General features: G+C 39.9%; 21 protein-coding genes. 7 read left to right on the top strand and 14 right to left on the bottom strand.

What is annotated here, in order from left to right:
• Positions 1-47 precede the first annotated feature (47 nt).
• Positions 48-1,265 (top strand): serine hydrolase domain-containing protein, encoded by a 1,218-nt coding sequence (locus BLQ87_RS24475; protein ID WP_074611564.1) that lies wholly within the window; start codon positions 48-50, stop codon positions 1,263-1,265.
• Here BLQ87_RS24475 and recG read toward each other — a convergent pair.
• The 7 genes from recG to BLQ87_RS24445 form a co-directional block, all read right to left on the bottom strand.
• Positions 1,262-3,367 (bottom strand): ATP-dependent DNA helicase RecG, encoded by a 2,106-nt coding sequence (recG, locus tag BLQ87_RS24470; protein WP_074611563.1) that lies wholly within the window; start codon positions 3,365-3,367, stop codon positions 1,262-1,264. The two genes, BLQ87_RS24475 and recG, sit on opposite strands and share 4 nt — an antisense overlap.
• Positions 3,368-3,371: 4 nt before the next feature.
• Positions 3,372-4,268, bottom strand: a complete 897-nt coding sequence (locus BLQ87_RS24465; protein ID WP_245723919.1) for an EamA family transporter — start codon at positions 4,266-4,268, stop codon at positions 3,372-3,374.
• 18 nt (positions 4,269-4,286) lie between these two features.
• On the bottom strand, positions 4,287-4,673 hold the full coding sequence (locus BLQ87_RS24460; RefSeq protein WP_074611561.1) for a RidA family protein: 387 nt from the start codon (positions 4,671-4,673) through the stop codon (positions 4,287-4,289).
• 60 nt (positions 4,674-4,733) lie between these two features.
• Positions 4,734-4,874 (bottom strand): DUF6728 family protein, encoded by a 141-nt coding sequence (locus tag BLQ87_RS34200; RefSeq protein ID WP_317048291.1) that lies wholly within the window; start codon positions 4,872-4,874, stop codon positions 4,734-4,736.
• A gap of 77 nt (positions 4,875-4,951) precedes the next feature.
• The gene (locus BLQ87_RS24455; protein WP_074611762.1) at positions 4,952-6,280 is read right to left on the bottom strand and encodes an OmpA family protein; all 1,329 of its coding nucleotides are present in this window, start codon (positions 6,278-6,280) and stop codon (positions 4,952-4,954) included.
• 423 nt (positions 6,281-6,703) lie between these two features.
• Positions 6,704-7,600, bottom strand: coding sequence for a methylmalonyl Co-A mutase-associated GTPase MeaB (gene meaB / locus BLQ87_RS24450; protein ID WP_074611560.1), 897 nt, complete (start codon positions 7,598-7,600; stop codon positions 6,704-6,706).
• 86 nt (positions 7,601-7,686) lie between these two features.
• Positions 7,687-8,733 carry a glycosyltransferase family 4 protein gene (locus BLQ87_RS24445; protein WP_074611559.1) on the bottom strand — a complete coding sequence of 349 codons (1,047 nt, stop codon included), beginning with the start codon at positions 8,731-8,733 and terminating at the stop codon, positions 7,687-7,689.
• A 358-nt stretch (positions 8,734-9,091) separates the two neighbouring features.
• On the opposite strand from BLQ87_RS24445, the gene BLQ87_RS24440 reads away from it, so the two are divergent.
• From BLQ87_RS24440 to BLQ87_RS24430, 3 genes are read left to right on the top strand one after another with little or no spacing between them, the layout of a single operon-like run.
• A complete protein-coding gene (locus BLQ87_RS24440; RefSeq protein ID WP_074611761.1) occupies positions 9,092-10,930 on the top strand; it encodes an ABC transporter ATP-binding protein in 1,839 nt (612 codons plus the stop codon).
• A 1-nt stretch (position 10,931) separates the two neighbouring features.
• Positions 10,932-12,092 (top strand): glycosyltransferase, encoded by a 1,161-nt coding sequence (locus tag BLQ87_RS24435; protein ID WP_074611558.1) that lies wholly within the window; start codon positions 10,932-10,934, stop codon positions 12,090-12,092.
• Positions 12,093-12,094: 2 nt separating this feature from the next.
• On the top strand, positions 12,095-13,051 hold the full coding sequence (locus BLQ87_RS24430) for a glycosyltransferase (RefSeq protein WP_074611557.1): 957 nt from the start codon (positions 12,095-12,097) through the stop codon (positions 13,049-13,051).
• Between the two features lie 3 nt (positions 13,052-13,054).
• Here BLQ87_RS24430 and BLQ87_RS24425 read toward each other — a convergent pair whose 3' ends face one another.
• The gene (locus tag BLQ87_RS24425; protein WP_083362041.1) at positions 13,055-13,861 is read right to left on the bottom strand and encodes a glycosyltransferase family 2 protein; all 807 of its coding nucleotides are present in this window, start codon (positions 13,859-13,861) and stop codon (positions 13,055-13,057) included.
• Between the two features lie 105 nt (positions 13,862-13,966).
• On the opposite strand from BLQ87_RS24425, the gene BLQ87_RS24420 reads away from it, so the two are divergent.
• Complete coding sequence (locus BLQ87_RS24420; protein WP_083362040.1) at positions 13,967-15,103, top strand: glycosyltransferase family 4 protein; 1,137 nt, start codon at positions 13,967-13,969, stop codon at positions 15,101-15,103.
• 18 nt (positions 15,104-15,121) lie between these two features.
• Here BLQ87_RS24420 and BLQ87_RS24415 read toward each other — a convergent pair whose 3' ends face one another.
• Both BLQ87_RS24415 and BLQ87_RS24410 read right to left on the bottom strand, forming a co-directional pair.
• Positions 15,122-15,937: a class I SAM-dependent methyltransferase gene (locus tag BLQ87_RS24415; RefSeq protein WP_074611556.1), complete on the bottom strand. Its 816-nt coding sequence runs from the start codon at positions 15,935-15,937 to the stop codon at positions 15,122-15,124.
• A gap of 6 nt (positions 15,938-15,943) precedes the next feature.
• Positions 15,944-17,110 carry a glycosyltransferase gene (locus tag BLQ87_RS24410; protein ID WP_074611555.1) on the bottom strand — a complete coding sequence of 389 codons (1,167 nt, stop codon included), beginning with the start codon at positions 17,108-17,110 and terminating at the stop codon, positions 15,944-15,946.
• Between the two features lie 142 nt (positions 17,111-17,252).
• Between BLQ87_RS24410 and BLQ87_RS24405 the strand changes: the two genes are divergently transcribed.
• Positions 17,253-18,281, top strand: coding sequence for a glycosyltransferase family 61 protein (locus BLQ87_RS24405; protein WP_074611554.1), 1,029 nt, complete (start codon positions 17,253-17,255; stop codon positions 18,279-18,281).
• A gap of 69 nt (positions 18,282-18,350) precedes the next feature.
• Here the strand turns inward: BLQ87_RS24405 and infB are convergent, their stop codons facing one another.
• The 4 genes from infB to BLQ87_RS24385 form a co-directional block, all read right to left on the bottom strand.
• On the bottom strand, positions 18,351-21,422 hold the full coding sequence (gene infB / locus BLQ87_RS24400; RefSeq protein WP_074611553.1) for a translation initiation factor IF-2: 3,072 nt from the start codon (positions 21,420-21,422) through the stop codon (positions 18,351-18,353).
• Between the two features lie 116 nt (positions 21,423-21,538).
• Entirely contained in the window at positions 21,539-22,774 is a 1,236-nt protein-coding gene (nusA, locus tag BLQ87_RS24395) for a transcription termination factor NusA (protein WP_074611552.1), read from the bottom strand.
• A gap of 2 nt (positions 22,775-22,776) precedes the next feature.
• The gene (gene rimP, locus BLQ87_RS24390; RefSeq protein ID WP_074611551.1) at positions 22,777-23,241 is read right to left on the bottom strand and encodes a ribosome assembly cofactor RimP; all 465 of its coding nucleotides are present in this window, start codon (positions 23,239-23,241) and stop codon (positions 22,777-22,779) included.
• Positions 23,242-23,434: 193 nt separating this feature from the next.
• Complete coding sequence (locus BLQ87_RS24385) at positions 23,435-23,869, bottom strand: hypothetical protein (protein WP_143010537.1); 435 nt, start codon at positions 23,867-23,869, stop codon at positions 23,435-23,437.
• A gap of 18 nt (positions 23,870-23,887) precedes the next feature.
• Between BLQ87_RS24385 and BLQ87_RS24380 the strand changes: the two genes are divergently transcribed.
• Positions 23,888-24,235: a phage holin family protein gene (locus tag BLQ87_RS24380; RefSeq protein WP_074611549.1), complete on the top strand. Its 348-nt coding sequence runs from the start codon at positions 23,888-23,890 to the stop codon at positions 24,233-24,235.
• The last annotated feature ends 257 nt before the right edge of the window (positions 24,236-24,492 follow it).

Here is a 24,492-nt window from a genome sequence, read left to right as displayed (position 1 = left end):
CCTTAATATTCCTTATTTTTCGGGCGTTTAAAAGTATTTTATTATTCATGACTTATCGTAATATTTTAGCCGTGGCTTCAGTGGCCACTTTTTTGTTTTTTGCCTGCTCCAATTCAAAGAAAAACGCAGCCCATACCGTACCTAGTAAGGAACGGACTGCGGAAGACGACAAAGCCGACAGCCTTTTACTGGCATACAATCCTGCCAAAGGCGATAAGTTCATTGCTGATTTTGTAGAGAACCTACATAAGAAATATGGCTTCAATGGGAACATGCTTGTCGCAAAAGATGGTAAAATCCTTTACGAAAGAGCCATAGGATGGGCAGATTACCTACACCGCGACAGTTTGAAAATAAATTCAGAATTTGAACTCGCCTCTGTGACCAAAACTTTTACAGGTACTGCAATTATGCAGTTAATAGAACAAGGAAAACTACATCTCACAGATGATGTAAAAAAGTTCTATCCTAATTTCCCTTATGAGGGCATTAACATTAAGTTACTCCTGACCCACCGTAGTGGGATGATGAACTATGTTTATTTTTCTGATGGCATCTGGAAGGACAAGAAAAAACCGATGAGCAATAACGATGTGATGAACCTCATTGCAGAATATAAACCAAACCGATACGCAAAACCTGATACCCGCTTCCATTACAACAATTCCAATTACATGGTATTGGCTGCGATCATTGAAAAAGTGACAGGTAAACCTTATGCAGATTACATGATGGAGAATATCTTCAAGCCATCAGGAATGAAACATACGCACGTATATTCAACAACTGTTTATCCAAAAATCCCTGTGGATGTAGTTGGCCACGACCGGACCTGGAGGTATTCAGTCGTACAAAATTTCCTGGATGGCCCGGTTGGTGATAAAGGAATTTACAGCACATTGCATGATCTCGTTTTATATGACAAAGCGTTGAAAAATGGCCGTCTTTTGAAGAAAGAAAGTTTAGATTCCGCGTATAAAGGACATAATAAAGCCATCAATGGACACTTTAATTATGGCTACGGATGGCGCATGTTTGATGGTGAGAATGGCAGAAAAGTGGTGTACCACACCGGTTGGTGGCATGGTTTCAGACATATCTATGTACGTGATTTTCAGAAGAACATTGTCGTTATCTTCCTGGGCAATTTAACCAACGGGAGCCTGATGCATTTAGATGATTTATATAAACATCTTGGCATGCCAATTATCAGAAAAGGCGCATATTCCGGCTCAGGATCTCTTCCGGGAAGCGACGAAGATTAAGAAATTTTATCGAAAGCAATGCCTATGCTTCTTTTGTTGAGGTATGTTTTCAACAAACTATTTTCAGGGAGTTCCAGCTTTGGATCTCCCTCAAGAATATTGATAACTGTATTTCTTGCTTCCTGCAAGATCAGTTGATCTGTAGCCAGATCTGCCAGTTTTAATTCCAATACCCCACTTTGCTGTGTCCCAGTAATATCCCCAGGCCCCCGCAACTGCAGGTCGATTTCAGAAATCTCAAACCCATTGTTTGTTTTTACCATAGTATCCAATCTCAGACGACCATCCGCACTCAATTTATTTCCAGACATTAGGATACAATAAGACTGTTCTGCCCCCCGCCCTACACGCCCCCTTAACTGGTGCAACTGGGACAATCCAAACCGTTCCGCATTCTCAATGATCATGATAGAAGCATTAGGAACGTTTACTCCGACTTCAATCACAGTAGTGGCCACCATGATTTGGCTCTTCCCCTCTATGAAGCGCTGCATTTCAAACTGTTTATCCGCGTTACTCATTTTTCCGTGCACAATACTAATTTGGTAATCAGGTCTTGGAAACTGATAACTCATTTGCTCTACTCCTGCTTCCAGGTGTAAAAGATCCAGTTTTTCGCTTTCCTTGATTAAGGGATAAACGACATATACCTGTCGCCCTTTCGCAATCTCGTTCTTCATGAATCCGAACATTCTCAACCTTTGCCCTTCGTAGAGGTGTCGGGTTTCAATGGGCTTTCTACCGACTGGCAATTCATCAATCACAGATACATCCAGATCGCCGTATAAGGTCATCGCCAAAGTTCGCGGAATTGGAGTAGCAGTCATCACCAGAATATGTGGAGGCACTGCATTCTTACGCCAAAGTTTAGCCCTTTGTTCTACTCCAAAACGATGTTGCTCATCAATCACTACTAAAGCCAGATTTTTAAACACCACCTTATCTTCAATCAGTGCATGAGTACCGACCAGGATATCAATCTCTCCGGCCTCCAGCTCCTCATGGAGCTTCGTTCTTTGCTTTTTGGTCGTACTACCTGTCAGGATTGCGACTTTAGCCAGACGTCCGTCCAATAGCGACGTAATAGATTCATAATGCTGTCGGGCCAGGATTTCTGTCGGTGCCATCATGCAAGCCTGGTAACCATTATCAATTGCCAGCAACATGCTCATCAGCGCAACTACAGTTTTTCCACTGCCTACATCGCCCTGCACTAGCCTGTTCATTTGAATACCTCTTTGGGTATCCATTCTAATTTCTTTAACTACGCGCTTCTGCGCACCGGTGAGTTCAAAGGGGAGTATTTCCTTATAAAAAGTATTTACAGCTTCTCCAACCGCATTAAACTGATGTCCTTTGAACTTCCATTCCCTGATTTGCTTATTGTGTAGAAGTTGAAGCTGAATAAAAAACAACTCTTCAAATTTCAATCTTCTTTCCGCCCCCTTTAATGCTTTTACATCCCTGGGAAAATGGATACTCAAAAGGGCTTCCTTTTTAGTTACCATTTGATATTTATCCAAAATATAGGCCGGCATACTTTCCCTTACCTCCGGTAGAAGTTGTTCGATCACCAGAGTTTGCAATTTCTGAATGCCCTTACTATCGAGAAAGAACTTCTTTAGTTTTTCTGTAGAATTATATACGGGCTGTAACCTTAAATTCCCGGTGATGGTGGCTGGTCTTGGGTAGCTTTCCAGTTCAGGATGAGAAATACTGAAGGAACCATTGAAGGCCGTAGGCTTGCCGAAGACGATATAGACCTTTCCACGGGAAACATTTTCATCCACCCATTTTAAGCTTTGAAACCAAACCAGTTCAATAGATCCCGTTTCATCCGTAAGACGTGCAACAATTCTCTTTTTATGTTTTTCTCCGATCTGCTCCTTCCCTGTGATCCGTCCAAGAATCTGAACATAGGGGAGATCGGTATCAAGCTCATTAATTTTATAGAACCTTGTCCTGTCTATATACCGGAAAGGAAAATAGTTCAACAGGTCATCATAGGTAAAAATGCGCAATTCTTTCTGTAAAAGCTCAGCGCGCTTAGGCCCTACACCTTTAAGATATTCTATGGTGGTATCTAAAGTAGCAGCAAACAAGTCTTTAAATATTTTTTTTCTTAAATGTAAGTATATCTTTTAGTATGCTCCAATTAAATACAACGACAGAGATCAGCAGCAAAAGATAAGCAAGTAGCTTATTTGTATCCACGTGTTCATTGAAGTGCAGAATTGCCACAGTAAAAGCAATTATGGGGTTGATATAAATGATGATCCCTAATGTAGAGGAAGGAATACCGATGAGGGCATACAAACTCAAAAACAATGGGATGATGGTGAAAAATACGGCTACGACAATAATATTCCCCCAAAACCAGGAGTCCATCGGGATCGCCGCATGCTGAAAAACATAAAAAGGCAGCATTAGCAATACAGCAAGACCAATTTGCACCGACAATACATTCAGTTTATCAAGGTGTTGCATTTTGCGTTGGATAATCAGGTAGAAGGCATACAGAGAGGCGATGACTACAGACCACATTACTTCCACCAAAGAACCTGTTGCCAACAGGATAATACTCAGCAGGGCGATGGCAAGAGAGATGAGCTTTAACCGCGACAAATGTTCTTTAAGCAGGATAAACCCACCAAAAGCAGTAATCAACGGACAAACCATATAAGCAAAAGCTGCCGATTGAAGGCTTACATTGTTTACGGCATAAATATAAGTATACCAGTTTGAGGTTAATAAGACAGTAGAGGCAACAATCTGTAAACCGATCGTACGTTTCCCTTTTCTGTCCAATCCCCCAAGATAATCAAGGTCTTTTCTAATTTGCTTTTTTCTGAAGATCAGAATCGCAATCCAGAGAAAAACCATGGACGTAAAGATTCTGTAATAAAGAATTTCCTGAGAAGGAAAGGCTTTAAGATTTCTAAGTGGAATAGAGAAAAACCCCCATATAGCAAAAGATAAAACCCCTGCAAAGAAGTACCTCAAATTTGATTTCCCCAAAACTTAGCCTTTACAAGCAATCATAGAGATCTCTACATTTACGCCTTTAGGCAAGCCTTTAACGGCAACCGTTTCGCGTGCTGGAAAGTTACTGCTACTTTCAAAATAAGTGCCATACACTTCATTTACTTCTGAAAACAAAGCCATATCCGTTAGAAATATCGTGGTCTTTACGACATCATTAAAACTGTATGAAGCTTCTAACAATACCGCCTTAATATTTCTCATCACCTGATGGGTTTCTTCAGAGATAGATGACTGAGTAAGTTCTCCCGTTTGCGGGTTTATAGCAACCTGGCCTGACAAGAACAAGAAACCATTCGCTTTTACAGCCTGGCTGTAAGGACCAATTGGTGCCGGGGCATTATTGGTGTTAAATATCTGCTTCATCTTTTATATCGTTTTATTTCGTGCTTAAAATTCAGGGGTTCAGGTAGCTTCCGGCTTTGTTTACTTCAGAAAAATCAAGTCTATTAATTTCCAGAGGATGCCGGCCACAAAGACAGTAATCGCAATGGCATTAATCACATGCATGATTTTCAAATTAATATTAATGGGCCTGTTAGGGTCTTTTTTTCTGAATAGATACATACCATTACAAATGTAGGAATAAAAAAAAGAGGGCTTCAAAATTGAAGCCCTCTTTTTTAATATTTACTTAGAAATAATTAGTTTCTAGCAGATTCAACGCGACGGTTTTGGATACGACCTTCTTCAGTATCGTTTGAAGCGATTGGATTAGCTTCACCATGACCTTTAGTTACAACTTGACTAGCGTTAACACCAGAGTTAACTAAGTAAGTTTTAACAGAGTTAGCTCTGTCTTTAGATAATTTCACATTGTATGCAGCAGTACCTTCGCTTGAAGCATAACCGTTTACAGTTACTTTACCACCGTTTTCACGCAATACTGAAGATAATTTATCTAAAGTAGGGTAAGACTCAGTTTTTAAAACTGAACTGTTGAATTCAAATTGGATAGTTTCGAAACCAGTTACATTGCTAGCGTTTGGGGCTACAACTGTCTCTACTTTAGGTAGAGGACATCCTGAACCGTCAACTGCTGTTCCTGCTGGAGTACCTGGACATTTATCGAATTGATCAGCAACACCGTCACCATCAGAATCTTTTTTCAAAGCTTCAACAGATTGTTCAACGTTAGATACACGAGTTTTCAAAGCTTCAACTTCTTGACGTAATGAAGGATCTTTCAATTCATCATACATTAAAGCAAGTGGGTTAACCCAGTCAAGGTTTGGTTTAGATTTAGAACCTAGAGAGAATTCTAAACCAGCATATCCGTAAGAGAATTTATCTTTAGTAGTTGCATTTGCCCAAGTTCCATCAAAGTTATCTGAGTCAATGAAGTGCATAGTATAACCTAAGTTAAATGACACACGGTCAGAAACTTTAAATTTAACACCTGCTCCAACTGGAATATAAGCTTCTTTAATAAAGTCTTTATCTCCGTCTTCACCAAATTTACCTTTGTTGTCTTTTCCGTCAACTTTAGGGTTGTAAGCTACTAAACCGTAACCAGCAGTCACGAAGAAGTTTACAGAGTTTTCGCGACGTAAGAAGTCAACAGTTGCTACGTTAACAACACCTCTTAAATCTACTGCATACTGCATTTCAGTTTCAAATTCTTTTAGTCCACCAACAGAACCACCTGGAGCATCTTTGTTAGTTCCAGAAACTTTTCCACGGAAAATGTTACCTTCTAAACCAAATGCATGACCTAGTTGCTTTCTCAATGAAAGACCGTAACCTAAGTTTACATCAAAGTTAGTGAAATCATTAGTACCACCGATTGCAACAAATGGAGATAAAACACCACCGTTAACACCGATTGACCATGATCTGTACTGAGATCTTCCACCAAATACCTTGGCTGAAGATGAAGTCGCTGGAGCATCTTGTGCACTAGCAAGAGTCGTTGCTCCCATTAATGCTACGAAAGAGACTGCAAGACCCTTTTTTAAAGTAGAATAATTCATAATTTTCTTTTTTAAGGTTAAACAAATTTTAATTGTATAATTTTTTTGTGTAGCAAAATTAAACAAATTTTTAAATTCTCACAATAGCTACACAAACTCCGTTCCAAACTTGGAAAGTGTCACTAATTACCTAAATATGCCCTTTAATCAGGGGAATATTATCCAACAGGAGAACATACAAACCAAGACGAACATTTGTTTTAAAAAAATCAAAACACACTGAGGACCAATGTGATAAGACTTTTTCTACAAGGTTACAATTCCTTAACATAAAAACACGATAATTGTGGTGTAAAATATACACCCCGACACGCTTATACCGGATAATCCGTCATGCCATGTCACCATCTGACACCTGTTGTCCTATTCGTTTGGACAAAAAAGTCCTTTTTTCAAGACAACAATAGATCGTTGTCCTCCTGTTTATGAGGAAATCCATGCATCTGTAAATTTATAGATGTTAAACTCCTTCTTTTTCGCCGCTTCACGAACGTCGGCTATTAACTTCTGTTTATCAATCCCGCCCATCCGATAATGCTGTATAATCTTCAATGCTTTTTCGGCAAGCAGGAATGGCTTCCTTTCATTAGCAATCAGAACCGGTTCAATTAGCCAATCGCACAACTCCTCAATCCCTTGTTTTTTATCTGCAACAGTCTTAAACACCGGAATCTTTGAATGTTGCTGGTAGACCAATTTCTTTAAATTATTTGCAAAAGCATCAGCTCCGTCACGATCGGCCTTATTCACAACAAAGCCCTGAGCAATTTCCATCAGACCAGACTTTATATTTTGAATTTCATCTCCGGATTCCGGCACAAGAACAACCACAGTTTTATCAGCCAATCCTGCAATTTCTATCTCAGACTGTCCAACTCCTACCGTTTCCACAAAAATCAAATCAAAATCAGCCGCTCGCATGACATCAACCATTTCGATAGTTTTTACCGAAATCCCTCCCAATGCCCCTCTTGTCGCAATCGATCTGATATAAACATTCGGGTTATTAAAATGCTGAGACATCCGTATCCGGTCACCCAGCAAAGATCCAAAATTGAATGGGGAAGTAGGATCAACCGCCAGGATAGCAATCCGTTTATTTTGAGCGGTAAAATGCTCTGTAATAGCGTTCACCAGTGTGCTTTTACCTGCGCCTGGCGGACCGGTAATTCCAATAACGGGCACTTCTTTACGAACAGTTAATGAACGCAACAGTCTGGCGGAAGGAGCAATATCGTTCTCTACAAGGGTCAGGCCCCTTGCCAAGGCAATAAAGTTACCCTGTTCAATTCCTTTCAAAAGTGATTCACAAGTGTCCATTCAAATTATTTATAAGCAAAGAAATACATTTATATTTAATATTTCACAACATCAGAAGAATGACGGAAGAAGCAATTTTCATTGCATTAAAGCGAATTGTATAATCTAAGATAGCATCTTGCAGTATCATCCCAATTAAATTGAGCAGCTCTTTTCTTTGCTTTGTTTGATCCATTATTCAAATCAAAATGTATTAGTCCCGCTTTCAAAATGTGCTGCATATGTTCTCCTTCAAAATTTTGAAAATAATAGGCTGCGTCAGCCCCGACCTCCGGCAAGGACGTGTGCGTTGACAAAAATACAGGCTTACCATAGTGCATAGCCTCTATTACAGGCAAACCAAAACCTTCCGCAATAGAAGGAAACACAAATGCGCAGCAATTCCTATAATACCAACAACGCTCTTCTTTCGTAATTGATCCAATAATATGAACCCGGTCCTGCAAACCAAGACGTTTTGCTTCTTCTAAAATTTTATTCACGTATTCAGGAGCGCTTAAATTCCCTGCAATAACCAGTTCGTAATCATTCTCTTTTAACAGTGCCGGCAGCACATGGAAATTTTTTTTGGGCAGAACAGTGCCAATACTAAACAAAAAAGGCTTAAATGGTCGAAATGCAGGCATATTAAACTCCGGATATTCATTAACTGTGCAACCATTATAAATAACGGAAATCTCCTTTCCCTTAATATCAAGATATTCCCTGACCTGGTCTAAAACGAAATGGGAAATACAAACAATAGCAGAAGACCTGTTAATTCTATTTTGGATCTGATCAAGATGTTGCTTAATTCTGGAAGGCCGATCTTGCTTTTCAATCAAAAAATTCAGGTCATGTATCGTCAATAACACTTTAACCCGCCCCTTGGGCGGGTAATATCTGGAGACCTGATTGCTGATGTGCCAAACATCAAATTTTGATGTTCCGGGGATCAACAGTTTATGCCACGATTTTTGAATGAAATAGTTAGCCCGATCGCCAAGAATACCCTTTTCAGCAATAGGAACATAAGCAGTAATATGTTGATCAGCATTTGCATTCCTGACCAATGCGGCACCTAAACTTTCGCAAAAAGTATATAAGCCGGTGTTTGGATATTTTAACCGTTCACAATCAAATAATATATTCATCTAATCATTTTATAATTTGTGTACTCAAATCAACGTAAAGCCATCGTATTTGCAATACCTCGCGATATCTTCTGTTTTTTACCACAACCTCCGGTCTATACGCCCCCTTAGGATTCAGCAGCCTCCATCCGTTCACATCCCGGATAGTTTCAATTATTATAAGCATTGAAGAATCCGGGATGTGAACAATGGTAAGACCTCAAAGATAATTTTATTATTCCACATGGAACTGAATCATCAGCAGAACTGATTCCGGCTTCTGTATTGTTTAAATCTTGCTATACAAGGCAAACGTATGGAACAGCCCTGTTTTGTACATGCGGGTAATTACGTACCTTTGGAAAATTTTAAATTCTTAATGAAAGACTATTTCAGGTTATTGTCCTTTGCAAAACCCATTGAAAAATTTGCAATACCGTACGTAATTACAACATTACTTTATATCCTATTCAATACATTGAATCTGGCACTATTAGCCCCTTTACTGGACACATTATTCAATAGTAAAGAAGTAGTTGAGGGAGCAAAAGCAACCACAACAACTGTACAAGACAAATCTTGGTGGGATATTATGGCGCGTTTCAGAGAAGTCACAGATTATTACATCCACAATTATGGCCCACAGGCTGCATTGAAATTTGTCTGTTTAGTCATCGTAGCTTCTGTATTATTATCGAATATTTTCAGATATCTTTCTTCAAGAATCATGGAAGATCTTCGTGTACATACCCTTTTAAACTTACGGAAAACGGTATTTAATAACGTAATGAACCTTCATCTGAGCTTTTTCAACAGTCAACGAAAGGGAGACATCATATCTAAAGTATCTTCAGATGTACAGGTCGTACAATTTACAGTGACTAATACGTTACAGGTTGTATTTAAAGAGCCAGTAACCTTAATTGTCTACATAGTCCTGCTTTTTGCCATATCGGTAAAACTTACACTTTTCTCTCTGCTGATCATTCCACTTTCCGGACTAATCATTGCAAAGATTGTGAAAAGGTTAAGACAGCAAGCGACGCAAGCACATGAGACCTTTGCCAATATGCTTGGCTATCTGGATGAAGCATTGTCAGGAATTAAAATTGTTAAAGCGTTCAATGCGACAGAATATGTAAAAGACAGGTTTCAACAGGAAAATGTCAACTATTCGAATATCACCAGAAAAATGGTACGCAGGCAACAGCTTGCTTCTCCGGTATCAGAATTCCTGGGCGTAACCATGGTTGCTGGAATCGTTTATTTCGGGGGATCTCTCGTGCTGACTGGCGAATCCACACTTACCTCATCACAGTTCATCGCATATATTGTTGTATTTTCACAAGTGATGCGCCCTGCAAAAGCGCTTTCGGATGCATTTAGTGCCATTCATACCGGCTTAGCTGCAGGAAAAAGAGTACTTGATCTGATCGATGAAAAACCAGAGATTGTTGATGCTCCCAACGCAGTTGACATCACTAACTTCGGTAAGTCCATAACTTTCAAAGATGTCTCGTTTGCATACGGCGACAGGACCATATTAAATCATATAAATATAGAAATTCCCAAAGGTAAGACCGTCGCACTTGTAGGTCCATCAGGAGGAGGTAAATCCACGCTAATGGATTTACTGCCAAGATTTATCGAACCTCAAGAAGGAAGTATCCTAATTGATGATGTAGATATCCGTGAAATTACAGTCACCTCCTTAAGAAGTCAAATGGGCTTTGTAAATCAGGAATCCATTTTATTCAATGATACCATTTTCAATAATATAGCCTTCGCAAAACCAAATGCGAGCAGGGAAGAGGTGATGACTGCGGCTAAAATAGCCAATGCACATGAATTTATCATGCATACTGATAATGGTTACGATACCTCCATCGGTGATCGGGGTATTCGCCTCTCTGGCGGACAAAGGCAAAGACTTTGTATTGCCAGGGCGATATTAGGAAACCCGCCAGTGATGCTATTAGATGAAGCAACTTCAGCTCTTGATACAGAATCTGAAAAGCTGGTACAGGACGCTTTATATAAGCTCATGGAAAACCGGACTTCGCTGATCATTGCACATCGTTTATCAACCATACAAAACGCAGACCTGATCATCGTTTTGGACAAGGCCGCCATTGTAGAACAGGGATCTCATAGCCAGTTGATGGAAAACAATGGCCTGTACAGACGATTAATCGATATGCAGACATTTGAAGAGTAAGATGAAAAAGGTTCTGTTTTTCATGCCCGATAATCCGCTAAAGAAAAATGCAGGAAATAAAATTCGGGCAATGAGCTTTCTTGAGTATTTTAAATCAAGGAATTTTGACATCCATTTTGTAAGTGAGTACTCCTGGGGAGAATGGAATAACGAAGATATCAGGCAATTTGAAAAAAGTAATCTGGTCGATACAGTCTCGGTTTTAAAGCGCAAGGCTTCCAAAAGAAATCTTATTTATTACCTGTTTTGCCATAAACTACTCAATTTTTTTTATCAGAAAAAATGGGGAGTTCTGCCTTTCGGATTTCCAGATTTGGTCACCTATAAGCTAAAGAAAGCTTTTGATCATCTTTTAAAGCAGCACAACTACGATTATATCTTCATTAACTATGCAAGCTGGTCTACGTTGATAGAAAAGAACCCTTTGATCGGAAATGCCAAAACAATATTGGATACCCATGATTTCCTGACTGCGCAAAACCAACGAAAATATCCTATTGGAAAATCCTTTCAGGAAGAGATCAGAAGGCTTTCTCTTTTTGATCATGTGCTGGCCATCTCCATAGAAGAGCAATACATCTTTAGTCAGTTTTGTAAAACAGCCGTTAAGCTTGCTCCAATGATGATTGAGCAACCGCCCGTTAGCACAATACCGCTCCCGGAAAGGAAATTTGATCTGCTCTATGTAGCCAGTAAAAATCCACATAACGTGGAAGCGGCAAATTGGTTTATGACACAGGTCTATCCCTTCTTACGCAAGTCCATTAAAATATGTGTTATTGGTCAGATCACTGAATTCATCAAGGGAGATCAACCCAATATCACCACAGTTCCATTCGCAGAAGATCTGACAACCTATTACCATCAGGCCAAAGTTGCCATTTGCCCGATGCTCTCCGGCACGGGAACAAAAATCAAGGTGGTTGAAGCGCTTTCCTACCATCTTCCTGTGGTCTGCAACACCCGTGGGATAGATGGCCTGATCAACAAAACAAATAACGGTTGTCTCGTAGCTGATCTGCCAGAGGCGTTCAAAGATCATATATTAAATCTTCTTGATGATACAGAAAACTATACAGAACAATCTTTATACGCAAAGTTCACCTATGAATCTGGTTATGAACAGGAATCCTGCTACAAAAAATTAGACCAGCTATTTTAATTATGACTCAATTCTTCACCATTGCTACGACGAATTATCTTCCATATGCAGTTTCATTATTAGATTCTGTGAAACAATATCATCCCGAGTTTGAGGTGAGCATCTGCCTCACCGATTACCTTGACCAGGATACGATAGCGAAGAACCCATTAATGAGCAAATACCCTATGGTACAGCTCCACGAGATAGAAGCAGAAGAATTCGATTTGATTACGAAAATATACAGTCCGATGGAACTGGCCAATTCGGCTAAAATCTTATTTGCCGAATACTTTCTGAGTAAAAAAGAAGTCGAACAGGTGATCTTTTGTGATTCGGACATTCTTTTTTTTAACCGCCTTCCGGAAAGCATGATCCGGAATCATGAGTTGATTTATACGCCACACTTCACTTCAGCACCAAGCCTCGACATGAAAAGACAAGAGTTGGAGGTATTGAATGCCGGAATGTTTAATGGTGGCTTTTTTAAACTTAAAAAATCCGAAGAAGCTACAAAATTTATAAAATGGTTCCGCCCCAGATGCGTTCCCAGCTGCATTTCTGATCGTTGCAATGGATATTATTACGACCAGCTGTGGATAAACTTCGTTCCTCTATACTTTAAAGATGCCCATATTGAACGTGACCAGGGTATGAATATGGCCTATTGGAATTTACATGAACGGGTGATTTCGGAGAAGGACAACCAGTTTATCGTTAACCAGGCAACTCCCTTATCCTTTTTTCATTTTAGCGGATGGGACTATAATCAGCCACTGGAAATCTCGAAATGGTCACTATTTAATCTCGATACCCGCCCTGATATCGCTCCTTTGTTGGCGAGATATCATGAGGTACTACAAAAGAACGAGTATGAGGCCTACATCAAACTTCCTAACTACTACACTGCCAGGAACGATTCTCAAAAGAAATCATTTTTTAAAAAGCTAAAACAGAAACTCTTTAAGAAAAAACGATAGCGTTTATCGGGAGGGCCCTAGTTTAGCGGCCTTGATCATTTTTTTCACGAAATACCGGGCCTTTCTAAAATAGGCAATCTTCTGCATTTCTCTTTCCATGACCGCGAACCGCTCATAATCTTTATAGAAGAACGGGAAATACTGTTCAAAGACGTCTAATCTTTCCTTAGCTAAAGTTGGATAGTTAACCGGATCAGAGCTAATGCCGTCTTTATTAAACAACGCAATGAACCGATCCACATGCCGGTAGGAACAACCGTGTTTTGACACTGCGATCAGAAAGAATGCCCAATCAGAAATAATGGTGTAATTTTCATTGTATAACCCAACAGTATAAAAAAGATCCCTTTTAATAAACGTGGATTGATGAGGAATACTTGTTTTAAAAAACGTACTGAAAGTTAATTCAGCATCCGGGATCCACTCCGTTCTCAAAGCCCCGTCAATGATCATCTGATTTCCGTACACCAGATCTTCTTTCAGGCCCATATCGATCACATCCTGAATCACGTGCTCATCCATTAAAAGATCGCCGCTATTGATAAAAAGCAGGTAGTCTCCGGTAGCCGCTTTAATTCCCTTATTCATGGCATTAAATATCCCCTTATCCTGCTCGCTTACCCAATAGGCTATCCCTGTTTCATGGTTTGCTATAATGGCTTTACTATGATCCGAAGAACCGCCATCAATAACAATGTACTCTATATTTTTGTACGTTTGTGCAATTACAGAACGAATTGTTTCTTCCAATCCTGCAGCATTGTTATAGCTAATTGTTATAATGGAAATTTTCAAACCGTCCAAACCCATCTGAGACTTTTATAATTAGTTTTAGTAATAATGCCTTGCTATATTTACGTTTTTTAATACGGCGCAGGTTGAGGTCTTCCTCAAAAAACATCTTCAACAAAAATAATGATTAAAATACTCTTAGACCCACAAATATTCAATAATCAAACATTTGGGGGAATTTCCAGGCAGTATACAGAGATATACAAACATTTAGATCAGAATGAGGACGTTTTGGTTCAATGCCCTATTTTTTACACCGATAACATCTACTATAAAGAAAGTGAATTGTTTAGCGATACCTATCAGCAAAATCACGATTTTAAAATCAGGTACAGCCAGATTTTTCGCAATTACCGGCCAAAAAAATTAAAGAAAAAAAGTCTAAAAGAGACCGTCGATCAATTGAAATCAAAAACTTCAGAAGTTTTTATTCCCACTTACTATGATCCCTATTTTCTGGACGCACTAGGTCAAACGCCTTTCGTTCTTACGGTATATGACATGATTCATGAGTTATTTCCAAAATACTTTGCCGGGGATAAATTCACAGCAAGCAGTAAAAAACTGTTGCTGGAAAAAGCCACAAAAATAATTGCTATTTCACAAAACACCAAGGACGACATTCTGCGGATTTATCCACACATAGCAGCCTCCAAGATTGAAATCGTATATCTGGCATCCAGTATAAAGCTTGATGATACAAGCCCGCCAAATCTTCCTGAAAACTACCTTCTTTTTGTAGGTCACAGATCATTATATAAGAACTTTAACTTCTTTATACAAGCCGTTGCCCCTATTCTGACAGATTGCCCTGATTTAGTTGTCCTTTGTGCCGGAGGTAATCAATTTTCCGAAGAGGAGTCTCAGTTAATCGAGGAATTAGGGATTAAAAAACAAGTAGTCCAGCAAGATTTCGAAGATGCCCAGCTCGCCTTATATTACAAGAATGCCAAGTGCTTTATATTTCCTTCAGAATACGAGGGCTTTGGCTTGCCCGTACTTGAAGCAATGATCAGCGAATGTCCTGTGGTATTGCCGCACCATAGCTCCTTCCCTGAAGTGGCGGGAGAAGCAGGTGTTTATTTTGAGCTGAACAATGCCGAAGACCTTAGAAAGAAAATATACGGACTCCTGGAAGATCCGGAAAGCCGACGCCATTATATCGACAAAGGACTAAAACAGGCTACAAAATTCAGTTGGAAAAAAACAGCTTTAGGCTATCTTAATGCCTGTAAGCAGGCCATACAACAATCCTCCTAAAAAGGATCCGATTTATGGTTAACTGTTCAGTTTTCTTTTAATGTCATGAAAATCTTTAGTCAGCAGACTTTCTCTTGGCATCATTTGGTTGCGGTCATATCTGGCCACTTTCCTTTTCATCACCTTTAAAAGATAAGGCGGTTTCTGTTCTTCGAATGGATTTTCACTTAACTTCTTTTTAGTAAACAAATGCGTATTCACACCATCAGAATAACAATTAAAACCCAGTTCTTTGGCAATAAAATGAAGGGATTTCTCGGTATATAAGGCAATATGCTGGCCGGTTTCAGGAACAATGTACCACCAATCAGAAAGGTTATTTAACATTTCTTCGGGTTGGAGTTCTGTAGTGAATAACAGACTGTCAGAGAGCATCAGCATCTTACGAATTTCTTCCATTGGGTTGACCAGATGTTCCAGCACTTCAAAAGCAGTAACCAATTCAAAATTGTCCTGCTGGGGGCAATTGGCGAGGTCAAAATACTCTGCAAAAATATTTTGGCAATAGATATCGCTATGGTAATAATCGTATCCTTTATCCCGCATCAAACGGGTAAAAATACCATAACCGCCTGCGTAATCAAGAAAGCGTTTATTGGCATCAAAATGACGGGAAAGTATTTTTAAGGTCTTATCCCTGACCACTTCATTTCTGGACAACATACCTATATCCAGTTTTGTAATTGCAGATGAATAAGCTTCCTCCAGCCAATAAGGCTCCTCAGTCTGTATAAACCCAGTATCCAAACACCTGTAATATTTTACGTCGTATTTTTTTAATACTTTAGTGACAAAAGCAAGCTCAGTCTGTCCCCCGGTAATTTTACTCTTCATTAGCTCCTATTTTCTATAATTTAATACGCCTGAAAGCTCAGACGTCAATATGCTCATTAATTCCTTTTTCATATGATCACCTGAAAAATTAGCTCGGGTGTATTCCTTTACCGCATTACTGTATTCCATATAAGTATCATCATCCAATGCCAAAACCTGATTTATAGTCTCATTCAGCACCTCCGGCGATAAACCTTCCATTTCAAAAATAAACCTTTCCGCAGGCAGACCGCAATACTTACTCACAATAGGAATTAGTCCGCCGGCCATTGGCTCAATAGTGCCACCAGGAAGGCCATCGATGTAACTTGGGGCAACACAATAAGTACAAGCCTCCACAATCCCTTTCATCTCTTCTGAGTCCATCCTGATGTTCTTATAAAGACGAACATTTGTCCCTTCCTGCAGCAGCAGATCCTGGTAGTACCGCTCAAAGCTTTCATCCATTTGCTGTACGACAATGTAAAAATTTAAATCCTGTCGCAATCTCGCTACCTCCAATAATATAAAAAGGCCCTTGGTAATTAGCTTTGCCCCACTTAAAAACAAGAAATTAGAAGTTCGTCCTTCCTTAGATTTTGGTTTAAATCCTTCAAAGGCGTTGAGAACGTTATTATTTAGACTGCAAACCGGATTTTTTACTCTCGCCCGATAATCATTCAGCACAAGCCCATGTGCAAATATGATGTCCAAATCTGCACTGAAATTGGAATAATAGCAGATATTTTTCATTACGTTGGCTTCATTTGCAAGCCATAAGCCCGAAAGCTGATAGAAATCTTCCATGCTAGCCAGACTCATCTTATTATGCAAATCTTCATGAGCACCGGTTACAAAATGAATTCGGGGAATAGACCTGTCGGGGTGGTAAAATGATTGCTCAAAATTATACCCCAAGCCAAAAATAACAGAATACTTACCGTAATCTATCACCAGATTCTGATCCATATAATCGACTACATCTACATTGTATCCCAGAGCCGAAAAACACTCTGCAGCAATATGAGCAGTTATATAATTCTGATGTGTAAACTGATTAGCGGATTGAAAAGGATAAACAATATAGGAAATCAAAACATGCCTGTTGTGGCTGGTATGATATACATTGATGATTTCTTTCTTAGCATCGGTATGCTTTCCAAACCGATTTTTTATAATCCTCCTTAATCCCATGGTTAAACTCAAAATATGGAAACGAAGTTAATCTAAAATCAAACATGTTTCAAAACTTATCTCCTATCCTGCATTTAAAACCTTCCCATAAATAATTTTATATTTGCGCTTAAGCAAAAATGCTTGTCCGAAAGCAAATTACATGACCGAAAACATCCTGGATAGTTATGCTATCACCCGAAAAATGCCAGAAAACTATATAGAAGGTGAACTCGACTTCTGTAAAGATGAATTTTCGTATCGCACTTACGACGTGCAGCTGATTGATTTAAAAAATTGTATTGTTGATAAAAGAGGGTTTATCTACGAAGAGGCGAAATTCCGGTTAAGCAAAATTAACCTGATTGATGAACAGCTCTACCCAAAATTTTTCAGCATCAAGCATTATATAAAAAGGGTCCTGATCAAGAAAAAAAAAATCCTTAAAGAGGCGAATTACCTGTTGGTCTATGATGATTGGACCAATGCACACTACCATTGGTTTTGTGACCTTCTGCCCAGGTTATTTGTCGTAAAAGACAGACTTAAAGATTACACCCTTCTACTCCCGGACACTGCTTACGTAAGGGATCAGGGCTTAAAAAGTCTGGCTTTTTTAGAACTCCAACCTGCTGCTATAGAATTTATCCAGGAGGACGAGTTGGTTAAGGTGAAGAAACTGTCTGTGCTAACCCATACCTGCCTGAGCGGCTATATCAATGATAAGATCATGCAGGATATGCAGGCATTTATTTCGACGAGGGTCGATTATTCGCAGCGCCCGAACAGAAAATTATACATTACCAGGGACAAGGCAAGATATAGGAAAGTATTAAATGAGCCCGAAGTATTGGCGGCTGTTAAGGATTTTGGGTATGAAGTAATCCGATATGAAGATTATAGTTTTGAAGAACAAGTTGCCCTTACTGCGACTGCAAAATCCATTGTTGCAATGCATGGGGCAGGCCTGGTCAACATGCTGTATCTACATCCGGAGGGATCTGTACTCGAATTCAGAAGAAATAAAATCTACCACAATCAGTGTTTCTGGCATCTGGCTAAGGCACTTCGTCTAAAATATTATTATTTATTTGGGACTCCAGATGATGAAAATCTGGTAATTGAAGGAGAGGGTTGCAATTTAACAATCGACATCGCATTACTAAAAAGTACACTTTCGATGATGGAATAATCTTTCCCAAAGAAAAGAGCCAGTCATCACAATGATGCTGGCTCTTTTATGTATTCGATAACAGGGAATTTAAAGTTTCCTTTTTACTTCTACCTGCTCGTAAGCTTCAACGATATCACCTACTTCGATGTTGTTAAAGTTATGAATGTTCAATCCACACTCGTAACCTCTAGCTACCTCTTTCACGTCATCTTTATAACGTTTCAATGAAGCAAGTTCACCTGTGTAAACTACCACACCATCTCTAACGATACGGATTTTGCTGTTACGTGTAATCGTACCATCCAATACCATACATCCTGCAATGGTTCCCACTTTCGTGATTTTAAAGGTTTCTCTGATCTCCACATTCGCGGTGATTTTCTCTTCAAACTCCGGAGCCAACATACCTTCCATCGCCGCTTTAATCTCATTGATTGCATCGTAGATGATAGAATATAACCTGATGTCAATTTGTTCAGCCTCGGCCAGTTTACGCGCCCCTGAAGAAGGACGAACCTGGAAACCAATGATGATCGCATCAGAAGCAGAAGCTAACAATACATCAGATTCAGAGATCTGACCTACCGCTTTACTAATGATATTGATTTGAATCTCTTCAGTAGACAGTTTCAGCAATGAGTCAGATAATGCCTCAATTGAACCATCCACGTCACCTTTAACAATCAGGTTCAGCTCTTTAAAGTTACCGATTGCCAAACGGCGACCGATCTCATCCAGTGTAATGTGTTTCTGCGTACGAAGACCCTGCTCACGCATTAGTTGTAAACGTTTGTTGGCAATTTCTCTCGCCTCAACTTCACTTTCCAATGCATTGAATCGATCACCCGCTGTAGGGGCACCCTGCATACCCAATACCTGTACCGGTACTGAAGGTCCTGCTTTATCTACTTTCTGCCCACGTTCGTTAAACAACGCTTTAACACGTCCGCTATAACTACCTGCCAGAATCGGATCTCCGATTTTCAACGTACCTGCCTGAACAAGCACTGTAGTTACAATACCACGTCCTTTATCTAAGGTCGCTTCGATTACACTACCTGTAGCACGTTTGTTAGGGTTCGCTTTAAGGTCAAGCAATTCTGCTTCCAATAAAACTTTCTCTAATAACAAGTCTACGTTCAGTCCGCTCTTACCTGAAATCTCCTGCGACTGGAAGTTACCTCCCCAATCCTCTACCAGGATATTCATGATGGATAATTGTTCACGTATTTTATCTGAGTTTGCACCCGGTTTATCAATTTTTGTGAAGGCAAATACCAATGGTACGCCTGCAGCCTGAGCATGGTTGATGGCCTCTTTAGTCTGTGGCATCACCGCATCATCCGAAGCAACAACAATGATGGCAATATCGGCTACTTTCGCACCACGTGCACGCATCGCCGTAAAGGCTTCGTGACCGGGAGTATCTAAGAAAGTAACTTTCTTACCTGTAGGTGTGGTCACCATATAAGCACCAATGTGCTGTGTAATACCACCGGCCTCACCAGCCACTACGTTTGCTTTACGGATATAATCCAGCAATGAGGTCTTACCATGATCGACGTGACCCATGATCGTCACTACCGGAGCTCTTGGCTCTAAATCTTCGTCATTATCTTCTTCCTCGATAACGATATCGCTTTCATCATCCGGTTTAACGAATTGAATTTCGTAACCAAACTCATCTGCTACAATGGTTAATGTTTCTGCATCCAAACGTTGGTTGATGGATACGAACATTCCCAGGCTCATACAGGTTCCGATAATTTTAGTTACCGGCTCATCCATCATCGTAGCCAACTCATTTGCCGTAACAAATTCCGTCACCCTTAACACTTTGGATTGTAATTCCTGCTCCATTGCTGCTTCATCTGCCGAAAGGGCAACATCATCACGTTTCTGACGACGTAGTTTAGCACGTTGAGCAAATTTACCCGATTTACCAGCGCCACTTAAACGTGCAAGTGTTGCTTTGATCTGGTCTTGTATTTCTTTTTCCGTAGGTTCTTCCTTAGGACCGCTTCCAGGAGCTCCTGGTTTGTTGTTTCTAAAGTTAGGCCTGTTGGCGGTATTGTTAGTATTGTTCCTGAAATCAGGTCTGTTGGTAAAGGTCGGAGCCGGTTTTGGTGCTGTAGTACCTTGTCCTGCCTGGCCGCCTGCCTGCTGATTTCCTGTTGGAGTGTTACCTCCCTGTCCCGGGTGTTGCCCTGGAGTCTTTTTACGCTTACGTTTCCTTTTCGCATCATTGCTGTCGGCCGAAGAGGCTACAGGAGATGATTTACGATCTGGTGTGGTAGGTAAAACGATCTTACCGATGATATTAGGTCCTGAAAGTTTTACAGAACGTGCTTTAATCACTTCTACCTCATCTGTTTTTTCAACTTTAGGGGTTTCCACAACTTTCGGCGTTTCAACTATTTTTGGTGCTTCCACTGGTTTAGGAGTTTCTTTTACTTCGGGCTCTGTTTTTGCAACAGGTTGCTCAACAGGCTTTGGAGTCTCTTCCACCTTAGGTTGTTCTACTACAGGTTTAACCACTTCTTCCTTTACGGCTTCCACTGGTTTCTCTACTGGTTTCTCTTCTACAGGTGCTTTCTCCACTGGAGCAGGGGCTGGTGTTGGTTCTACCACTTTAGGAGCTTCAGCCACAGGCTGAGGCGCTTCAGGTGCTTCTTCTTTCTTCACCGGACGGGTTTTAGCGTTTAAATCATCAAGATTGATTTTTCCTACTATTTTCACACCCGGCAATGCTCCCTCTTCAGGTTTCTCTTCTGTTTTTTCCACCACTGGAGCTGCCGGTTTTGCGGGAGCTTCTTCTTTAGGTTTCTCTACAGGAGGAGTATACGAATGAAGGTTCTTAATAAGAATGCCTTCATTTTCGAATTCTACATTTTTTCTAGGTGCTTCCGCAACTTTCTCAGTCACTTCCGGCTCATCACGACGAATTTTACCAATAACAATCTGATTGGCTTCTTCTTTTACGATCTTATCGCCCTGAAACTCTTTCAACAGCGCATTATACATGTCGCGGGAGAGCTTAGTAGTGGGTTTATTCTCAACAGAAAAGCCTTTCTTTTCTAAAAACTCAACGGCCGTAGCAATGCCTACGTTAAGTTCCTTAACTGCTTTAAATAAAATTATTGGTTTGTCGTCTGACATTGATATCCTATTTTTTCTTTAATTCTTATACAAAAGTAACGTTTATTCTTGTTTATTTCATGGGTATGTGATTTGTTTTTAATTGCCACATAGTTCGCACCTATTCAAGATAACGTTTATTCAAACTCTGATTTTAATATACTCATCACTTCTTTGATGGTTTCTTCTTCAAGATCGGTACGTTTTACCAACTCATCAATTGAAAGTGCAAGTACACTTTTTGCGGTATCACAACCGATCGCTTTCAGCTCATCGATGATCCAGCTATCGATTTCATCCGAGAATTCTTCGATATCCACATCTTCATCTTCTTCGCCTGCTTCACGATACACATCAATTTCGTAACCGGTTAATTTACCAGCCAGTTTAATGTTGTGTCCACCTCTACCGATAGCCAATGAAACCTGATCTGGTTTCAAATATACCGAAGCGTGTTTTGTTTCATCATCTAACTTAATAGAAGTGATTTTTGCCGGGCTTAATGCCCTGGTGATGTATAGTGAAATATTGTTGGTGAAATTGATCACATCAATGTTTTCATTTTTAAGTTCTCTTACGATACCATGTATCCTTGAACCTTTCATACCCACACAAGCGCCAACCGGATCAATTCTGTCGTCATAAGACTCCACAGCAACCTTCGCTCTTTCTCCTGGCTCGCGAACGATTTTCTTAATGGTAATTAAACCATCAAAAATCTCCGGAACCTCAATTTCGAACAAACGCTGTAAGAACTCAGGGGCGATCCTTGAAATGATAATTTTAGGAGTAGCATTCACCATGTCTACTTTTAAAATTACCGCACGGACAGTATCGCCTTTTTTGAAGTAATCGGCAGGGATCTGTTCAGTTTTAGGCATCATCAACTCGTTGCCTTCATCATCCAGCACCAACGTTTCTTTTTTCCAAACCTGGTAAACTTCTCCTGTTACAATCTCTCCAACCCTATCCTTATATTTTTTAAAGATCTCGTCTTTTTCTAATTCCAATACTTTGGAAACAAGCGTCTGGCGTGCAGCTAATATCGCTCTGCGGCCAAAGCTTTCTAAAGTGATCTGCTCAATGTAATCGTCGCCAACTTCCATATCAGCATCCAAAAGCTTTACTTCAGCAAGTTCGATCTCCAGGTCATCATCTTCAGAAAAACCATCCTCCATCACTTTTCTTGTACGCCAGATTTCCAAATCTCCGTTGTCCGGGTTAACGATTACGTCACAATTCTCATCAGTACCGTATTTTTTACGCAACATACTGCGGAATACCTCTTCCAGCACACTAATCACTGTAGGACGGTCGATGTTCTTGAACTCTTTGAATTCCTGAAATGAATCGATTAAATTAATATTGCTCATTTTTATTTAAATGAAATTAAAACCTTTGTTTCTGTTATATTACTAAAGTCGATGCTGGTTTCTACCAGTTGCGCCTTTTTACCTTTTTCTTTCACCTTCGCTTCGATGGTTATGCTATGATCCTCTACAGAAAGCAGCTTCCCTTCTTTAATTTCTCCGCCATTCAATTTCACACTTAATTCTCTTCCAATATTTTTCACATATTGTCTTTGAAGTTTAAGCGGCTCGCCTACACCAGGAGAAGAAACTTCTAAATTATACGCTTTTTCAATCGTATTTTCCTCTTCCAGATGGAAGCCTACATGTCTGCTGATTGCGGCACAATCCTGAATACTGATTCCCTCATCGCCATCGACATGAATAATAAGCTTATTGTTTGGAAGCATTTTTACCTCTACCAAAAACAACTCCGGCCTATCCGAAATTTTCTCTTCAACTAACGCTGTAACTCTTTTTTCTACCTGCATAACCAATTTCCAAATAAAAGAAAAGAGGGGACTTCTGCCCCCTCTTGCCCTCTATTACAAATGCAAAGATAGGAAATATTTTTTCAAAATAAAAATGAGAATCATCTTATGTGCAATGTATGTACAACTTTTTCAACAAGATACATCCGAAGAGCAGGAGGCACAGCCATCTGAGGATCAGCAAAACGATCGTTTACCTCTTTAAGAATTTTTGTTGAGGCTTGATGCTATAGCTGACTTTCCCTTTGACAATCTCTTCAACACCTCCAAAGCGGATGTTTAAATGCGTAATCACCAGATAATCACGTCCTTTTACGAAAGGCTGCGCAGGAACAAACACGATATTGCTATCAGTTAACATCACCTTTCCTGCAATCGGCTCTTCTCTGATGGCAGAATCCTGTTCCGAAGGAGTCTGAAGAACAGAGAGCATCTCATTCAGGCTCGAATCCCCTTTACTGCTATTTTTAAGCTCCAGCAATCCGGTCCTGTCAATATGGCTAATTACAATTTTTGTACTATCCGAAGAAAAATCTATGGAAAGTGGCTTATTATTTGCATTGGAACAGGCAAAAAACAAACCCATGGAGCACATTACTCCTGTCAGCTTTACAAAACATTTTAACATACCACTAAATTAAACATTATGAGACTCATTGTAGAAATTTTATTATTAGGACTCGCTGTATTTCTGGGCGCAAAACTCATTCCGGGAGTTCATGTAGACAGCTATTGGGCCGCTATCGTCGCCGCAGTACTAATTTCATTGGCCAATGCGACCATTGGAACGATCTTACGCATTTTCACCTTTCCCATCAACTTTCTTACACTTGGCCTGGTATCCTTTATCATTACGGTGTTAATGATTTTATTGGTAGACAACATGATGAGCAGCTTCAATACCAGTGGATTTTGGGCAGCTGCATTTCTTGCGATTGTAGTCGCTTTAATTAAAGCAGTATTTGGCTCGATTGCAGGAACAGATAAGGACTAAACAGCTAAACAGCTTCGTATAAAGCACGGATAGAACAGGGACAAAATTCGTGTTTTATACGGGTTTGATCTGAGGTTGATCCCTGGCTCATTGCTCTTCGTTCCGAACCAGTCTCCGGATAGGCCAATCCCGGCCTGCAGCCATATCTTTTAACAAAAAAAGTGGTGTGACCCCAAAAAGTTGGACAGATTCAAAATTAAGTTTTTTGTACGAGAGCTCGGTATTCCACCGGGCTCTTTCCATTTAACCTGTTTTTT

Origin of the sequence: Pedobacter steynii, assembly GCF_900103665.1 — a bacterium.
GTDB lineage: Bacteria > Bacteroidota > Bacteroidia > Sphingobacteriales > Sphingobacteriaceae > Pedobacter > Pedobacter steynii.
Note: the sequence above shows the minus strand (reverse complement) of the source record. Positions and strands in the feature narration are given on the sequence as shown.

Excerpts from the sequence above, each read along its gene's own strand:
- BLQ87_RS24475 (WP_074611564.1), top strand. The coding sequence starts at position 48 with ATGACTTATCGTAATATTTTAGCCGTGGCTTCAGTGGCCACTTTTTTG.
- BLQ87_RS24460 (WP_074611561.1), bottom strand. The coding sequence starts at position 4,673 with ATGAAGCAGATATTTAACACCAATAATGCCCCGGCACCAATTGGTCCT.
- BLQ87_RS34200 (WP_317048291.1), bottom strand. The coding sequence starts at position 4,874 with ATGTATCTATTCAGAAAAAAAGACCCTAACAGGCCCATTAATATTAAT.
- BLQ87_RS24455 (WP_074611762.1), bottom strand. The coding sequence starts at position 6,280 with ATGAATTATTCTACTTTAAAAAAGGGTCTTGCAGTCTCTTTCGTAGCA.
- meaB (WP_074611560.1), bottom strand. The coding sequence starts at position 7,600 with ATGGACACTTGTGAATCACTTTTGAAAGGAATTGAACAGGGTAACTTT.
- BLQ87_RS24445 (WP_074611559.1), bottom strand. The coding sequence starts at position 8,733 with ATGAATATATTATTTGATTGTGAACGGTTAAAATATCCAAACACCGGC.
- BLQ87_RS24440 (WP_074611761.1), top strand. The coding sequence starts at position 9,092 with ATGAAAGACTATTTCAGGTTATTGTCCTTTGCAAAACCCATTGAAAAA.
- BLQ87_RS24435 (WP_074611558.1), top strand. The coding sequence starts at position 10,932 with ATGAAAAAGGTTCTGTTTTTCATGCCCGATAATCCGCTAAAGAAAAAT.
- BLQ87_RS24430 (WP_074611557.1), top strand. The coding sequence starts at position 12,095 with ATGACTCAATTCTTCACCATTGCTACGACGAATTATCTTCCATATGCA.
- BLQ87_RS24425 (WP_083362041.1), bottom strand. The coding sequence starts at position 13,861 with ATGGGTTTGGACGGTTTGAAAATTTCCATTATAACAATTAGCTATAAC.
- BLQ87_RS24420 (WP_083362040.1), top strand. The coding sequence starts at position 13,967 with ATGATTAAAATACTCTTAGACCCACAAATATTCAATAATCAAACATTT.
- BLQ87_RS24415 (WP_074611556.1), bottom strand. The coding sequence starts at position 15,937 with ATGAAGAGTAAAATTACCGGGGGACAGACTGAGCTTGCTTTTGTCACT.
- BLQ87_RS24410 (WP_074611555.1), bottom strand. The coding sequence starts at position 17,110 with ATGGGATTAAGGAGGATTATAAAAAATCGGTTTGGAAAGCATACCGAT.
- BLQ87_RS24405 (WP_074611554.1), top strand. The coding sequence starts at position 17,253 with ATGACCGAAAACATCCTGGATAGTTATGCTATCACCCGAAAAATGCCA.
- infB (WP_074611553.1), bottom strand. The coding sequence starts at position 21,422 with ATGTCAGACGACAAACCAATAATTTTATTTAAAGCAGTTAAGGAACTT.
- nusA (WP_074611552.1), bottom strand. The coding sequence starts at position 22,774 with ATGAGCAATATTAATTTAATCGATTCATTTCAGGAATTCAAAGAGTTC.
- rimP (WP_074611551.1), bottom strand. The coding sequence starts at position 23,241 with ATGCAGGTAGAAAAAAGAGTTACAGCGTTAGTTGAAGAGAAAATTTCG.
- BLQ87_RS24385 (WP_143010537.1), bottom strand. The coding sequence starts at position 23,869 with ATGTTAAAATGTTTTGTAAAGCTGACAGGAGTAATGTGCTCCATGGGT.
- BLQ87_RS24380 (WP_074611549.1), top strand. The coding sequence starts at position 23,888 with ATGAGACTCATTGTAGAAATTTTATTATTAGGACTCGCTGTATTTCTG.